The 13,532-nt window shown below is 60.8% G+C and carries 15 protein-coding genes; 9 read left to right on the plus strand and 6 right to left on the minus strand.

Features of this window, described 5'->3' with window-relative positions; translation table 11 throughout:
* Positions 1-45 precede the first annotated feature (45 nt).
* The 6 genes from BMS17_RS25090 to BMS17_RS25115 all read right to left on the minus strand — a co-directional run bounded on the left by BMS17_RS25090 (position 46) and on the right by BMS17_RS25115 (position 5,162).
* Entirely contained in the window at positions 46-711 is a 666-nt protein-coding gene (locus BMS17_RS25090) for a response regulator transcription factor (protein WP_046031434.1), read from the minus strand.
* Between the two features lie 56 nt (positions 712-767).
* Positions 768-1,325 carry a PQQ-dependent catabolism-associated CXXCW motif protein gene (locus BMS17_RS25095; protein WP_046031433.1) on the minus strand — a complete coding sequence of 186 codons (558 nt, stop codon included), beginning with the start codon at positions 1,323-1,325 and terminating at the stop codon, positions 768-770.
* A 137-nt stretch (positions 1,326-1,462) separates the two neighbouring features.
* Complete coding sequence (locus BMS17_RS25100) at positions 1,463-2,254, minus strand: ABC transporter permease (RefSeq protein WP_046031432.1); 792 nt, start codon at positions 2,252-2,254, stop codon at positions 1,463-1,465.
* Positions 2,251-2,991, minus strand: coding sequence for an ABC transporter ATP-binding protein (locus BMS17_RS25105; protein WP_077432018.1), 741 nt, complete (start codon positions 2,989-2,991; stop codon positions 2,251-2,253). Before BMS17_RS25105 ends, BMS17_RS25100 begins: the two co-directional genes overlap by 4 nt.
* A complete protein-coding gene (locus tag BMS17_RS25110) occupies positions 2,988-3,947 on the minus strand; it encodes a YVTN family beta-propeller repeat protein (protein ID WP_046031430.1) in 960 nt (319 codons plus the stop codon). The genes BMS17_RS25105 and BMS17_RS25110 overlap by 4 nt, the downstream gene beginning before the upstream one ends.
* Positions 3,948-3,977: 30 nt before the next feature.
* Entirely contained in the window at positions 3,978-5,162 is a 1,185-nt protein-coding gene (locus BMS17_RS25115; protein WP_077432019.1) for an ABC transporter substrate-binding protein, read from the minus strand.
* Positions 5,163-5,319: 157 nt separating this feature from the next.
* Here BMS17_RS25115 and BMS17_RS30805 point away from each other — a divergent pair, with 157 nt between their 5' ends.
* From BMS17_RS30805 to pqqB, 9 genes are all read left to right on the plus strand, one after another.
* A complete protein-coding gene (locus BMS17_RS30805) occupies positions 5,320-5,442 on the plus strand; it encodes a hypothetical protein (protein ID WP_256577226.1) in 123 nt (40 codons plus the stop codon).
* Positions 5,443-5,590: 148 nt separating this feature from the next.
* Positions 5,591-6,052: a cytochrome c-550 PedF gene (gene pedF / locus BMS17_RS25120; protein ID WP_077432020.1), complete on the plus strand. Its 462-nt coding sequence runs from the start codon at positions 5,591-5,593 to the stop codon at positions 6,050-6,052.
* 4 nt (positions 6,053-6,056) lie between these two features.
* Complete coding sequence (locus tag BMS17_RS25125; RefSeq protein ID WP_077432021.1) at positions 6,057-6,932, plus strand: ABC transporter substrate-binding protein; 876 nt, start codon at positions 6,057-6,059, stop codon at positions 6,930-6,932.
* Between the two features lie 9 nt (positions 6,933-6,941).
* Entirely contained in the window at positions 6,942-7,703 is a 762-nt protein-coding gene (locus tag BMS17_RS25130; RefSeq protein WP_046031426.1) for a quinoprotein dehydrogenase-associated SoxYZ-like carrier, read from the plus strand.
* A gap of 16 nt (positions 7,704-7,719) precedes the next feature.
* Entirely contained in the window at positions 7,720-8,658 is a 939-nt protein-coding gene (locus BMS17_RS25135; RefSeq protein WP_077432022.1) for a quinoprotein relay system zinc metallohydrolase 1, read from the plus strand.
* Positions 8,659-8,800: 142 nt separating this feature from the next.
* Complete coding sequence (locus tag BMS17_RS25140) at positions 8,801-10,576, plus strand: PQQ-dependent methanol/ethanol family dehydrogenase (protein WP_046031424.1); 1,776 nt, start codon at positions 8,801-8,803, stop codon at positions 10,574-10,576.
* 129 nt (positions 10,577-10,705) lie between these two features.
* Positions 10,706-12,226: an aldehyde dehydrogenase family protein gene (locus BMS17_RS25145; RefSeq protein WP_046031423.1), complete on the plus strand. Its 1,521-nt coding sequence runs from the start codon at positions 10,706-10,708 to the stop codon at positions 12,224-12,226.
* Between the two features lie 256 nt (positions 12,227-12,482).
* Positions 12,483-12,554: a pyrroloquinoline quinone precursor peptide PqqA gene (gene pqqA / locus BMS17_RS25150; protein ID WP_003253598.1), complete on the plus strand. Its 72-nt coding sequence runs from the start codon at positions 12,483-12,485 to the stop codon at positions 12,552-12,554.
* 55 nt (positions 12,555-12,609) lie between these two features.
* The gene (gene pqqB / locus BMS17_RS25155) at positions 12,610-13,524 is read left to right on the plus strand and encodes a pyrroloquinoline quinone biosynthesis protein PqqB (RefSeq protein WP_077432023.1); all 915 of its coding nucleotides are present in this window, start codon (positions 12,610-12,612) and stop codon (positions 13,522-13,524) included.
* The last annotated feature ends 8 nt before the right edge of the window (positions 13,525-13,532 follow it).

The raw sequence follows: 13,532 nt of genomic DNA on the forward strand, positions 1-13,532 counted from the left end.
CTTGCTCGCGATGGGGGCGACGCGGTCCATCGGTTGCCCCTAATTTCAACGCCGCAAATAAGACCCGAAATCAATATCCCCGGCACTCAAGATCGCCTGCACCCGGTTGTGCACGTTGAGTTTGCGCAGGATTGCCGAGACGTGGGCCTTGACCGTGGTTTCGGCAATTTCCAGGGTGTAGGCGATCTGCTTGTTCGACTCACCTTTGGTCATGCGTTCGAGCACCTGCAATTGCTTGCGGGTCAGGGCCTGGAGCAGTTCGGGCGGGAAGCTCGGAGTGTCGTTCATCCGCCGGTGAGTGCTGCTTTTGGTCGTGCGAATGATGTCCGGGGGCAGGTAGACATTGCCATTGAGGATTTGCTGGATGGCGTCGGTCATCTGCGTGCGTGGCGAAGACTTGGTGATGAAGCCCACGGCGCCGTAAGTGATGGCTTGCAGGACGATCTGTTTGTCCTGCTCGGCGGAGACAATCACCACCGGAATGGTGGGCGCCTCGTTGCGCAGGTTGATCAGGCCATTGAGACCATGCATGCCGGGCATGTTCAGGTCGAGCAGGATCAGGTCCAGGTCGTCGTGTTCCTGAGTGAGCGCCAGGGCACTGTCGAGGTCGGCCGTTTCCATGACTTCGCTGTTCGGGAAACCATCGCTGATGACGTTATGAATTGCTTCGCGGAACAGCGGGTGATCGTCGGCAATCAGAATTTTGTACATAGCCTTTCACCTCATTATTTTGATTATGGTGTGGCAACAACACGCCAGCGTAAAGGTCAGGGGAAAGGTTCGGGCCGGGCGGGCGTCACGGGCAGGTTTGCCGCTTGCCAGGCGTCCAGGCCGTCGCGATACCAATACAACGTCTTATAGCCCATGGTGGCGGCACGTTTAACCGCGTTCCAGCTCAACCAGCAGTCGGAGCGGCAATAGAAGACCAGCGGTTGCGCCGGATCGCCGGCGGTCAATGCCTTCAGGTTTCGCGCAAAGTAAGCCTGCCAGTCGGGCGTCAGGTTGCCGTCGCCGGTATTGGCCAGCCAATGACTGCCGGGCAGGTTTTCATGGGGCTGGTCTTCGATAAAACGCCCTTGCAGCCATTGGCGGCGATAGACGTCGATCAGAATCGGGGCAGGGGTTTGACTGAGCAGGTCTTGCAGGGCAGGGGTGTCAATCAGCGTCGCGCCTTGCAGGCTGTTGGGCGTCGGGCTGCGGTACAGGTCGATGCGATAGCCATCGGGCGAAAACAGCGCTGGCTCAGCCTGCGCGGTGCCCAGCAACAGGCTCAGCGACAGCGCAGCGAGAGTAGGGCGCAACAGACAACGTCGGGCACGCGGCATGGGTTCAATCCTTATAGTTATGAACCTATTACATGCCAGTCGGGGTGCGTTGGGAATGAGACGATAGACAGGTAAACCCGTACTAAAGTAGTAATTTTGCCGTGTTCAATGAAGATCAACGGTGCGGCGCTGTGTCATTAGCCGGCTTTGCGCAAGGCCGCATGCTGCGGGTTGAAGGTGAGCACGGCGAGTAACGCGAATAAGATCGTCAGCCCCCCACACACCGCCAGGGCGAGCGGATTGTAGCGTTCATAAAGGGCAAACCGCACCAGCTCCACCGCATGAGTGAACGGGTTCATCGCGCACAGCCAGTACAACCACTCGTTGGCCTCACGCATTTTCCACAGCGGATACAACGCCGATGACAGGAAAAATAGCGGGAAGATCACGAAATTCATCACCCCGGCAAAATTCTCCAATTGGCGAATGGCGTTCGACAGCAACAGGCCGAGTGCGCTGAGCATCAACGCCACCAGCAACAGCGCGGGCAGGGCAATCATCAAACCCATGGCCGGTGGCTGCACGCCGTAAACCCAGGCAATCGCCAAAAAGGCATAGACCTGCAGCAGTGAAATCAGTGAAGTGGCCAACAGCTTGCTGCACAGCAGAAAGGTTCGCGGCAGCGGGCTGGTCAGCAGCACGCGCATGCTGCCCATTTCGCGGTCGTACACCATCGACAGCGAGCCTTGCATGCCGTTGAACAGCAGAATCATGCAGGCAAGGCCAGGGATGATGTAGACCTCGTACGGAATGTAGGTGTCGTAGGGCTCGATGATCGCGATGCCCAGGGCCGCCCGGAAACCGGCGGCGAACACGAGTAGCCACAACAGCGGCCGTACCAGCGCACTGAGAAATCGCGTGCGCTGCAACACAAAGCGCAGCCATTCGCGCAACACGATGCCGCTAAAACATTGCCAGTAAGCATTCATCGAGCAACTCCTGTGGTCGCCAACGTGGTCAGGCGGGTAAAGACTGAGCCGAGGTCTGCGCCGTATTCCAGGCTCAATTCACTGGCCTGTCCGCTGGCCACCAACCGGCCCAGATGGAGAATCAGCAAATCGTCGCCGGCCTGCACTTCGTCCAGTAAATGAGTGGCCCAGAGCACGCTGATGTGGTGCTCGCGGCACAGGTTGCGAATGTGCTGGTTGAGCGCCAGGCGACTGGCGGGATCGAGCCCTGCACTGGCTTCGTCAAGCAGCAACAGGCGCGGCTCATGCAATAGGGCGCGGGCGATTTCTACCCGACGGCGATGACCGCCATTGAGTTCGCGCACCCGTTCGTGGCGGCGTTCAGTCAGGGCTTGACGGGTCAACTCGGCGTCGACACGGAGGCTGGTCTGGCGCCGCGACAAGCCGTGCAACGCCGCGTGATAACGCAGGTTCTGCTCAACGCTGAGGTCCAGGTCCAGCGTGCTTTGCTGAAACACCACACCTAACTGCTTGAGCGCCGGGCGTGGTGCCTGGCGCAATGAATTTCCACCGACCCGGATGTCACCGTGTTGCAGGTCATAGAGCCGGGTCAGCAGGGCGATCAGGGTCGATTTGCCGGCGCCGTTGGGGCCCAGTAAAGCGGCGAAACGCCCCGGTTCCAGGCTGAAATTCAAATGGCGCAAGGCTTCCCGGGGGCCGTAGGCGAAGCTCAGGTCGCTGACTTCCAGGGCGTTCATGGCGTCACCACCACGCCCCACGGGTAGCGTCCGACTTTCACCGATTTGCTCACCTTCAGGCTTTCGACATCGATGATCGACACATCACCGCTGACGCCATTGGTGGCCAGCAGTTGTTTTTGGTCCGGTGTGAATGCCAACTGCCAGACACGCCGGCCCACCAGCAGGTAGTCGAGGATGTCGAATGTCTTGGCATCGATGACCGCCACATGATTGGCCGGGCCGAGTGCGACGAAAGCGTACTTGCCATCGGCGCTGAGCTTGATCCCCACCGGCTGGACCTTGTCCGGGTGCACGCCTTTGATCTGGAAGTTCAGGGTCTTGAGGATCTTGCGGCTGGCCACATCGAGAATCGTCACCGTGCCGCCAATTTCCGCTGAAGCCCAAAGCTGTGAACCGTCCTGATTGAACTCGACAAAGCGCGGTCGCTGGTCCACCAGGGTGCTGTCGGCCAGGGTCTGGGTGCTGGTGTCGATCCAGTGCAGCATGTTGGTGGTTTCGCTGGTGTTCACCGCCCACTTGCCGTCGGGGCTGACGGCCATGCCTTCGGGCTCGACGCCGACGTTGATCTGGCCGAGCACTTTGGAGGTTTCGGTGTCGATCACGGTGACCAGCGCATCGTCTTCGTTGGAGACGTACAACCAGCGGTTGTTGGGGTGCAGGGCGAATTGTTCGGGGTCTTTGCCTGAAGGCAGTTCCTTGATGATCTTGCGCGTGGCCACGTCCATCACCTGGACCCGGTCCGAGTCGCTGGCGCAGATGTACAGCAGCTTGTTGTCATGGGACAGCAGCAGGCCGCGCGGGCGCTGGCCGACGGGCAAGGTGTCGGTGACTTGCTGAGTCTGCATGTCGATCAGGCTCAGGGTGTTGTCCTTTTCGTTGGAGACCCAGGCGGTACTGGCAGCGGCATGGCCGGCGGCGAGCAGCAGGGCGCATGAAAGCAGGGTGCGGCGCATGGCGGATTCCTTGTTGTTGTAATTATCGAGTCAGGGAAAGCGGCAGCTGACCTCGGGCTTGTCGTAGCCCAGGCTGTCCATTTCGTTGAAGGGGTGCAGAAAGCCGTCCTGCGGTGAGGTACTGACCAGTGCCCGGGGCTGGACGATGGGGATCGGCTGGCGCAATTGGCCGTTCCATGGGCGATAACTGAGCTTGCGTCCCTTGAAACCGTCCAGCGGCAGTTGATCGCTGATTTCAAGCGTCCGGATCGCCATCGGCTCGGTCTGCCCCAGTTTGCTCACGGTGCTGGCGATGCTGCGCACGGCGATCCACGCAGCGAAATCGCGGTCGTTCATCCAGCGTCCGGCCAGGGCTTCAAAACGCTTTTGCAGCTGCGCAGCGCCGTAGGTTTCCACAGTCTTGTGCCAGCCCACCGGGGTCAGGCCCTGAGTGCCGGCGACCGGGCGCGGGAACCAGGTCTGGTAGGGCACGTATTCACCGAAGTCGCCGCGTTCATCGGCCACCAGCACCACGTCATATTCGGCGGTCTGGGTGAACAGCGGCATGTCGGCTTGGGCGCTGCGGCGTTGATCGTTATCGAAGCTCCAGGGTTTTTCCGCGACCAGTTGCAGACCGAAGCGCTTGGCGGCGCGGCGCAGGGCGGCGGCATAGGCTTGATCGTCAGGAGTCGGGCCGACAATTAGCAGCGCCCGCTGCCATTTGCGCACCACCAGAAATTGCGCCAGGGCATCGGCGAGCATCGCCCGACTCGGCAAGGTGTGCAGCACGTTCGGCAAGCAATCGGTGGTGCGCAAGCGGTCGTCGGGACTGCCGGCGTTGAACAGCAGGCTGTCGGGCAGGGCAGCGCTGAGTTGGCGCAAGGTGTCGACCGGAGCGTTCACCACAAACAGACGCAGGCCCTGTGCGTGCTGGTTTTTGGCCGCTTCAAGCAAGGCTTGCGGATTGTCGACGCTGGCGCTGAGCAGGCTGTAACCATGGTTGAGAAAACGCCCGGTGCTGTTGCTGTCGGTGATCGCCAGTTCGGCGCCGCGCAGCCCGGCATCAGCCGGCTCGGGAATGACGTTCGACAACAGTGGCCCCGGATCGGGGCGATACCCCAGGTAGCCGATTCGCACCTGCAATGGCGCGTCTGCCGCCTGGCTGTGGGTGGCCACGCCAGCAGCGCAGGCAATCGCCAGCAGGTAGAGCAAGGCGTAAGGGGCAAGCTGGCGCATAGGGCACTCCTTTACAGGTAGCGCCAGCATAGGAAGCCCGTGGAGCCGAGGAAATATGCAGAAAGTACCGGTCGGCCAGTACCAAGGTAGTAACTCGCCCCGTGCGGCGCGGCTCTAGCATGGGCTGCAACGGTCATCGCCAGGGAGGAGAACGTCCATGCGAATTATCAAAGCGCTGCTCCTGCCTTTTTTGCTGATTTTGACCCTGATCGGCGTCGACCGGCTTCACGGCCCGCATCCACTGCCGTTACCCGTGTTGCCCGCCACCCCGGGTCGCTAGGCTTGCTCCCGGTGTCGATCCATCGCCTTACTACCAAGGGACTAGGCGGCGAACACCAAAGCAGCATGGGGTGAATGCGAAGCCGTTTCTAAGATGGGTGCCATAGCCTCTGCCAAGAGGTTTTGCGTGCAATCCAGAGGGCATAACAATGACAACAAAACGCAACGCCTTACTTGTCGCCGGGCTGCTGGCCGGTGTTATCAGTGCGGGTTCCGTATGGGCTCACGGCAACGTGGTGCCTCAAGCCGTGGAAACAAAAGGCCTGACGCCCATCAAGGACGCCGGTGTTCAGGTCGATGGCGATGGCTGGGCGGCAGTGAACCCCTACCGCACCTCCCCGGAGCACGACAAAGCGCTGGAAATCGGCTCGTCGGCCTACAACCAGAACTGTGCGGCGTGCCATGGCCTGGAAGCCAAGTCCGGCGGGATTGCCCCTGACTTGCGCATGCTGGATGTCGCTGAGTCGGGAGATGAGTGGTTTGTCGAACGCGTCCGTCATGGCGCAGTGCGTGACGGCCGGGTCTACATGCCGAAAATGGCTGACTACTTGAGCCAGGAAGCGTTGTGGGCGGTGCGCACTTATCTGGACAGCGTTCACGTCGAGGAGTAACCCCATGCGTCTGCTCGCGGTATTGATCAGCGCTGTGTGGCTGTGCTGCCAGGCGGTGCAGGCGCAGGTTCGCAATTACGACGAAATGATCGCCGCCGGGGAACTGAAAGTGGCGGTCTACAAAGACTTCGCCCCTTACAGTTTTGAGCAAGCCGGCCAGCCCCGAGGCGTTGATGTAGAACTCGCCGAGGCGTTGGCCAAGGCACTCGGTGTGCGCTTGACGCTGATGTGGGCGCCTGCCGGTGAAAAGCTCGACGACGATCTGCGCGACTACATATGGCGCGCCAGTGCACTGCACAACCAGAAACTGGCCGACCTGATGATGCGGGTGCCCTACGACCGTGACTACGCGCAGAGGCGCAACGAATTGGGCGAACTGGAAAACGGCCATGTGGTGATGTTCGGCCCCTACCAGAACGAACAATGGCAAGTGGCTTACGATCGTCGCCGACTGGACAAGGTCGCCAGCGTTGCAGTGTTCGAGCACCACCCGATTGGCGTCGAGGTCGACAGCGTGCCGTCGTTCTACCTGACCTCGGTGTTCAACGGCATGCTCGCCGGCAAAACCCACCACTACCCAGGCGTACCCCAGGCATTTGCGGCCATGAAGGCCGGAGAGGTCGACGCGGTGATGGCCATGCGTGGCGAAATTGACTGGCAGGTGCATGAAGCGGCCGACCCGCAAGTGGCACTGGCGGAGAACGCCTATCCGAACATGGGCAAACAGCTTTGGGAAATCGGCATGGCGGTGCATGAAAGCAATCGGCAATTGGCCTATGCCGTGGAAGAGGCACTGGAAGGCCTCATCCGCGACGGCTCGGTGAAAACGATCTACAGCCATTACGGCCTGCGGTATGACGTGCCCGAGATGTATCAATAGGAGCAGTTGATGAGCTGGCGAGTGACATGTCTGTTGGCCTGCTGGTTTCCCTGGATCGTTCAGGCCGCGAATATCGATCCGGGCAAGGACCCGGTGCCGTCGGTGATGTGGGGCTTCTATCACAAGCAGATGCTTGGTGACGCCCCCTTTGTTTTTGATGAGCGAGTGAAGCTGCTGGCGCCGCCGTTTGCCGAAGATGCCCGGCAAGTGCCACTGGAAATCGATGCCCGCTCGTTCAAGGGCGAGGTGGTGAAAATCCTCGCCTGGGCCGAGCTCAACCCGCTGCCGAAAATTGTCGACTTCCAGCCGCTGGACCGTGTGCTGCCGTGGCTGTCGGTGCGGATTCGCATCGAACAGGCCACGCCGTTGCGCGCGGCGGTATTGACCCGTGATGGGCTATGGCACGTCGGTTCGACCCTGATCGACGCGGCGGGCGGTGGCTGCACCGCGCCGAGCGTCGTGCGCACCCAGCCAGGCTGGGAGGAACACATTGGCGAAGTGCTGGGTGGCCGCTATCCACGCAGTGAGTTCAGCCGATTACGTGTGCAGGTGGCGCATCCGATGGACAACGGCATGGTCAGCGGTATCCCGGAATTTTTCATCAACCATGCCGAATTGAAGGACCAGGACGGTCAGGTGTTGGCCCGGCTTGAGTTGTTTCCCGCCGTCAGTGAAAACCCCAACCTGACCTTCGACATCGAAGGGGCAGGGCAGACACGCCTGTTCGTGCGGGACACCAGCGGCAACGAATTTGATGCGGCCATTCCCTGACCCAAAGGAGCGTTTCATGCGCTGGATACTGCTGATTGTGTTTAGCGTCAGTCTGTCGGCATTGGCCGACCTTGAATATTCACTCAAGCCCCGACAGATCGCCCAGGACACCTGGTTGCTGGAGGGCAGCACCGATAATTTTGCCAAGGATAACGGCGGCAACATCGTCAACACCGCCTTCATCGTCACCGAGCGCGGCGTGGTGGTCATCGACACCGGGCCGTCGAAACATTATGGCGAAGCGATGCGCAAGGCGATTGCCGCCATCACGGATAAACCGGTGATCCAGGTGTTATTGACGCACCATCACCCGGACCATGTGCTGGGCAATCAGGCCTTCACCGACGTGCCGATTGGTGCCTTGGCCGGCACCACCGAGCTGTTGCATCAACAAGGTGATGCGATGGCCGAGAACCTGTATCGAATGGTGGGGGACTGGATGCGCGGCACCGAAGTGGTGTTGCCTCGCCAAGAATTGACGCCGGGTCTCTACAGTTTTGGGAATCACGATTTGCGCTTGCTGAGCCTGGGTGGGCACTCAGGGGCGGATCTGGCTATTCTCGACCAGCAAACCGGCGTGCTGTTTGCCGGGGACCTGGTGTTTTATCAGCGGGCCCTGACCACCCCCAACAGCCCCGGGTTGTCGGTGTGGCTGGCGGACATCGCCACGCTGCAGGGCTTGCCATGGACGCTGATCGTGCCCGGCCACGGCCCGGTGGCCAGCGACTCAGGCCCCTTTGAGCAAATGCGTGACTACCTCACCTGGCTCGATCAACTGCTGCGCGACGGCGCGGCTAACGGCAGCGACATGGCCGAGATCATCCGCAGCCCCATCCCTGAACGCTTCGCCAGCATCAACCTGAGCCGCTACGAACTGATTCGCAGCGTCAGCCATTTGTACACGCGTTACGAGCGTGGGCAGATGACCCGGGTCGATTCCGGCGCAAGCCGGTAAGGCCTGTACGAATTCGACCCGCTACTAAGGGATTAGGAATCTCCTTATTGCGGGTAATTGTTGTCGCGGCAGTGGCGCCCAAGAATCTGCACTACACCGGGAAACTTTCCCGCTAATAACAAAAACCGCAGAGGTAGCCGTCATGACTCAACCCGTACGTCGCCAGCCCTTCGTCTTGAGCCTGCTGCTCAGTGCCATGCTGTTGTCCGGCCAGGCATTGGCCGCCGTCTCCGACCAGGACATTCTCCAGGACCCGAAAAACCCGGAGCAAGTCGTCACCAACGGCCTGGGTGTCCAGGGGCAGCGCTACAGCCCGCTGGACATTCTCAACGTCGATAACGTGAAGGAATTGCGGCCGGCCTGGGCGTTTTCCTTCGGTGGTGAAAAACAGCGTGGCCAGCAAGCGCAGCCGATGGTCAAGGACGGCGTGATGTACATGACCGGCTCGTACTCCCGGGTGTTCGCCGTGGATGCACGCACTGGCAAAAAGCTTTGGCAATACGATGCACGTCTGCCGGATGACATCCGCCCGTGCTGCGACGTCATCAACCGGGGTGTTGCGTTGTATGGCGACCTGGTGATTTTCGGCACCCTCGACGCCAAGCTCGTGGCGCTGAACAAGGACACCGGCAAGGTGGTCTGGAGCAAGAAAGTCGCTGACCACAAGGAAGGCTATTCGATCAGTGCCGCGCCGCTGGTGATCAACGGCAAACTGATTACCGGCGTGGCTGGTGGCGAGTTCGGCGTGGTCGGCAAGATTGAAGCCTATGACCCGAAAAACGGTGATCTGCTGTGGACCCGTCCCACCGTCGAAGGCCACATGGGTTATGTCTACAAGGACGGCAAAGCCGTGGAAAACGGCATCTCTGGCGGCGAGGCGGGCAAGACCTGGCCGGGCGACCTCTGGAAAACCGGTGGCGCCGCCCCTTGGCTGGGTGGCTACTACGACCCGGAAACCAATTTGCTGCTGTTCGGCACTGGCAACCCCGCGCCATGGAACTCGCACCTGCGCCCTGGCGACAACCTCTATTCGTCGTCGCGACTGGCGCTAAATCCAGACGACGGCACCATCAAATGGCACTTCCAGAGCACGCCCCATGATGGTTGGGACTACGACGGCGTGAACGAACTGGTGTCGTTCAACTACACCGAGGGTGGCAAAGAAATCAAAGCGGCGGCCACCGCTGACCGCAACGGTTTCTTCTATGTACTGGATCGCACCAACGGCAAATTCATCCGTGGTTTTCCGTTCGTGGACAAGATCACCTGGGCCACCGGGCTCGATAAAAACGGCCGGCCCATCTACAACGAAGCCAGCCGTCCGGGTGCCCCGGGTTCTGAGGCCAAGGGCAGTTCGGTCTTCGTAGCGCCAGCGTTCCTCGGCGCGAAAAACTGGATGCCGATGGCTTACAACAGGGACACCGGGCTGTTTTACGTGCCGTCCAACGAGTGGGGCATGGACATCTGGAACGAAGGCATCGCCTACAAAAAAGGCGCGGCATTCCTCGGTGCCGGCTTCACCATCAAGCCATTGAACGAAGACTACATCGGCGTGCTGCGCGCCATTGACCCGAAAACCGGCAAGGAAGTCTGGCGCCACAAGAACTACGCGCCGCTGTGGGGCGGGGTGCTGACCACCAAGGGCAACCTGGTGTTCACCGGCACGCCGGAAGGTTTCCTGCAGGCGTTCAATGCCAAGACGGGCGAGAAAGTCTGGGAGTTCCAGACGGGCTCCGGCGTACTCGGCTCACCCGTGACCTGGGAAATGGACGGCGAACAATACGTGTCGGTCCTCTCCGGCTGGGGCGGCGCCGTGCCGTTGTGGGGCGGTGAAGTAGCCAAGCGGGTGAAGGACTTTAACCAGGGCGGCATGCTCTGGACCTTCAAGCTGCCAAAAGACCTCGTCGCCAAGCACTGATCGACGTCACCTACTACCAAATAACGAGAGTCCCCCTGCCAACGGCGCATTCGTCTGGTACGCGGGGCTCTCTAGTATCGGTTCATCGCCTGTTGGTACGACAGGCATCGACCCAGACAGAGGCCCACCATGATCTACGCACAACCCGGAACCCCAGGCGCCGTCATTACCTTCAAACCACGCTACGGCAACTTTATCGGTGGCGAGTTTGTCGCACCGATCAATGGCGAGTATTTCACCAACACCTCGCCCGTCACCGGTGAGGTGATTGCCGAGTTCCCGCGCTCCAGCGCCGCTGACATCGACAAGGCGCTCGACGCCGCCCATGCCGCGGCTGATGCCTGGGGCAAGACCTCGGCTCAGGACCGCTCACGGGTGCTGCTGAAAATTGCCGATCGCATCGAACAAAACCTGGAAATCCTTGCCGTCACCGAAACCTGGGACAACGGCAAGGCCGTGCGCGAAACCCTGAACGCCGACGTGCCGCTGGCCGCCGACCACTTCCGTTACTTCGCTGGCTGCATTCGCGCTCAGGAAGGCGGGGCTGCCGAGATCAACGAGCTGACCACGGCCTATCACTTCCACGAGCCGCTGGGTGTGGTCGGGCAAATCATTCCGTGGAATTTCCCGCTGCTGATGGCGGCCTGGAAACTCGCCCCGGCGCTGGCCGCCGGCAACTGCATCGTACTCAAGCCTGCCGAGCAAACGCCGCTGTCGATCATGGTCTTCGCCGAGCTCATCGCCGACCTGCTGCCGGCAGGGGTGTTGAACATCGTTCAAGGCTTCGGTCGCGAGGCCGGCGAAGCACTCGCCACCAGCAAGCGCATCGCCAAGATCGCCTTCACCGGCTCCACCCCGGTGGGCGCGCACATCATGCATTGCGCCGCCGAGAACATCATCCCGAGCACTGTCGAGCTGGGCGGCAAGTCGCCGAACATTTTCTTTGAAGACATCATGAACGCCGAGCCACAGTTCATTGAAAAAGCGGCCGAAGGTCTGGTGCTGGCGTTCTTCAACCAGGGCGAAGTGTGCACCTGCCCCTCACGAGCGCTGGTGCAGGAGTCGATCTACGAGCCCTTCATGGCCGAGGTGATGAAAAAGATCGTCAAGATCAAGCGCGGCAACCCGCTGGACACCGACACCATGGTCGGCGCCCAGGCGTCGGAGCAGCAATACGACAAGATTCTCTCGTACCTGAAAATTGCTCAAGAGGAGGGCGCCGAGCTCCTCACCGGTGGTGCCGCCGAGCGCCTTGAAGGTGACCTGTCCAGCGGCTATTACATCCAGCCGACCCTGCTCAAGGGCCACAACAAAATGCGCGTGTTCCAGGAAGAAATCTTCGGCCCGGTGGTGGGTATCACCACCTTCAAGGACGAAGCCGAAGCCCTGGCGATTGCCAATGACAGCGAGTTCGGCCTCGGTGCCGGCCTCTGGACCCGCGACATCAACCGCGCCTACCGCATGGGCCGGGCGATCAAGGCCGGGCGCGTCTGGACCAACTGCTATCACCTGTACCCGGCGCACGCGGCGTTCGGGGGCTACAAGAAGTCCGGCGTCGGTCGGGAAAACCACAAGATGATGCTCGATCACTACCAGCAGACCAAAAACCTGTTGGTGAGTTACGACATCAATCCGCTGGGGTTCTTCTGATTCCGCAAGAACACTGAAAAACCTGTGGGAGCGGGCTTGCCCGCGATGAGGACAGCACATTCAACATTGATGTTGAACGTCAGGCCGCCATCGCGGGCAAGCCCGCTCCCACATTGGTTTTCTGTATCCCGATCCATGTGCAACACCCCCTACCAAATCACCCCCAAAGCTCCTTCGAAAGTAGCATTCGGGCACTCAACGCCCCGTGCATTAATGGCTCTACCGGAATCGCCCGGCACAAGAAGAGGATTGACCCATGTGGACTAAACCCGCGTTTACCGATCTGCGCATTGGCTTCGAAGTGACGATGTATTTCGCCAACCGTTGATTGCTCACCCGGCCAGCCGTCGGGTTGGCCGGGCCTGCCTTAAGGAGCCTCCACCATGCACATCCGCGTTCTCGGTTCCGCCGCTGGTGGTGGGTTTCCACAGTGGAACTGCAACTGCCGCCAGTGCGCCGGTGTGCGCAATGGCAGCCTGCGAGCACAGCGTCGTACGCAGTCGTCGATTGCCCTGAGCGACAACGGGGTGGACTGGGTGCTGTGCAACGCATCGCCGGACATTCGTGCGCAACTCGAGAGTTTCCCGCTGTTGCAACCGGCCCGTCAGTTGCGCGATAGCGCCATCGCGGGCGTCGTGCTGCTGGACAGCCAGATCGATCACTGCACCGGCCTGCTGAGCCTGCGCGAAGGCTGTCCGCATGCCGTTTGGTGCACCGAGCGGGTGCATCAGGACCTGAGCAGCGGCTTCCCGTTGTTCAACATGCTGCGGCACTGGAATGGCGGGTTGCAGTGGCAGCCGATTGGTCTGGATCGCCAGCCGTTCAGTCTGCCGGCCTGCGAGCACCTGCAATGGCGGGCGATTCCCTTGGTCAGCAATGCACCGCCGTACTCGCCCAATCGCGGCAATCCGCAACCGGGCGACACCATTGGCTTGTTCATTGAAGACCTGCGCAGCGGTGCCTCGCTGTTCTATGCGCCGGGCCTTGGGCAAGTCGACGATGAAGTGTTGGGCTGGATGCAACGTGCCGATTGTCTGCTGCTGGACGGCACCCTGTGGCGTGATGACGAAATGCGCATCTGCGAAGTCGGCCAGAGCCTGGGCAGCGAAATGGGGCATCTGTCGCAAAGTGGCCCCGGCGGCATGCTGGACGTGCTGGAGGGTTTTACCCGCCAGCGCAAGGTGCTGATCCACATTAACAACACCAATCCGATCCTTGATGAAGACTCGGCCGAGCGCGCCTTGCTGGAGCGACGCGGGATCGAAGTGGCATATGACGGCATGAGTATTGAGCTGTAGCGAAGGAC

It is taken from the genome of Pseudomonas sp. C9, assembly GCF_002000165.1.
In the GTDB taxonomy this organism is placed as follows: Bacteria; Pseudomonadota; Gammaproteobacteria; order Pseudomonadales; family Pseudomonadaceae; genus Aquipseudomonas.

What these genes read in the sequence shown, in the direction of transcription:
- BMS17_RS25090 (WP_046031434.1), bottom strand. Translation starts at nt 711, where the DNA reads ATGTACAAAATTCTGATTGCCGACGATCACCCGCTGTTCCGCGAAGCA.
- BMS17_RS25095 (WP_046031433.1), bottom strand. Translation starts at nt 1,325, where the DNA reads ATGCCGCGTGCCCGACGTTGTCTGTTGCGCCCTACTCTCGCTGCGCTG.
- BMS17_RS25100 (WP_046031432.1), bottom strand. Translation starts at nt 2,254, where the DNA reads ATGAATGCTTACTGGCAATGTTTTAGCGGCATCGTGTTGCGCGAATGG.
- BMS17_RS25105 (WP_077432018.1), bottom strand. Translation starts at nt 2,991, where the DNA reads ATGAACGCCCTGGAAGTCAGCGACCTGAGCTTCGCCTACGGCCCCCGG.
- BMS17_RS25110 (WP_046031430.1), bottom strand. Translation starts at nt 3,947, where the DNA reads ATGCGCCGCACCCTGCTTTCATGCGCCCTGCTGCTCGCCGCCGGCCAT.
- BMS17_RS25115 (WP_077432019.1), bottom strand. Translation starts at nt 5,162, where the DNA reads ATGCGCCAGCTTGCCCCTTACGCCTTGCTCTACCTGCTGGCGATTGCC.
- BMS17_RS30805 (WP_256577226.1), top strand. Translation starts at nt 5,320, where the DNA reads ATGCGAATTATCAAAGCGCTGCTCCTGCCTTTTTTGCTGATTTTGACC.
- pedF (WP_077432020.1), top strand. Translation starts at nt 5,591, where the DNA reads ATGACAACAAAACGCAACGCCTTACTTGTCGCCGGGCTGCTGGCCGGT.
- BMS17_RS25125 (WP_077432021.1), top strand. Translation starts at nt 6,057, where the DNA reads ATGCGTCTGCTCGCGGTATTGATCAGCGCTGTGTGGCTGTGCTGCCAG.
- BMS17_RS25130 (WP_046031426.1), top strand. Translation starts at nt 6,942, where the DNA reads ATGAGCTGGCGAGTGACATGTCTGTTGGCCTGCTGGTTTCCCTGGATC.
- BMS17_RS25135 (WP_077432022.1), top strand. Translation starts at nt 7,720, where the DNA reads ATGCGCTGGATACTGCTGATTGTGTTTAGCGTCAGTCTGTCGGCATTG.
- BMS17_RS25140 (WP_046031424.1), top strand. Translation starts at nt 8,801, where the DNA reads ATGACTCAACCCGTACGTCGCCAGCCCTTCGTCTTGAGCCTGCTGCTC.
- BMS17_RS25145 (WP_046031423.1), top strand. Translation starts at nt 10,706, where the DNA reads ATGATCTACGCACAACCCGGAACCCCAGGCGCCGTCATTACCTTCAAA.
- pqqB (WP_077432023.1), top strand. Translation starts at nt 12,610, where the DNA reads ATGCACATCCGCGTTCTCGGTTCCGCCGCTGGTGGTGGGTTTCCACAG.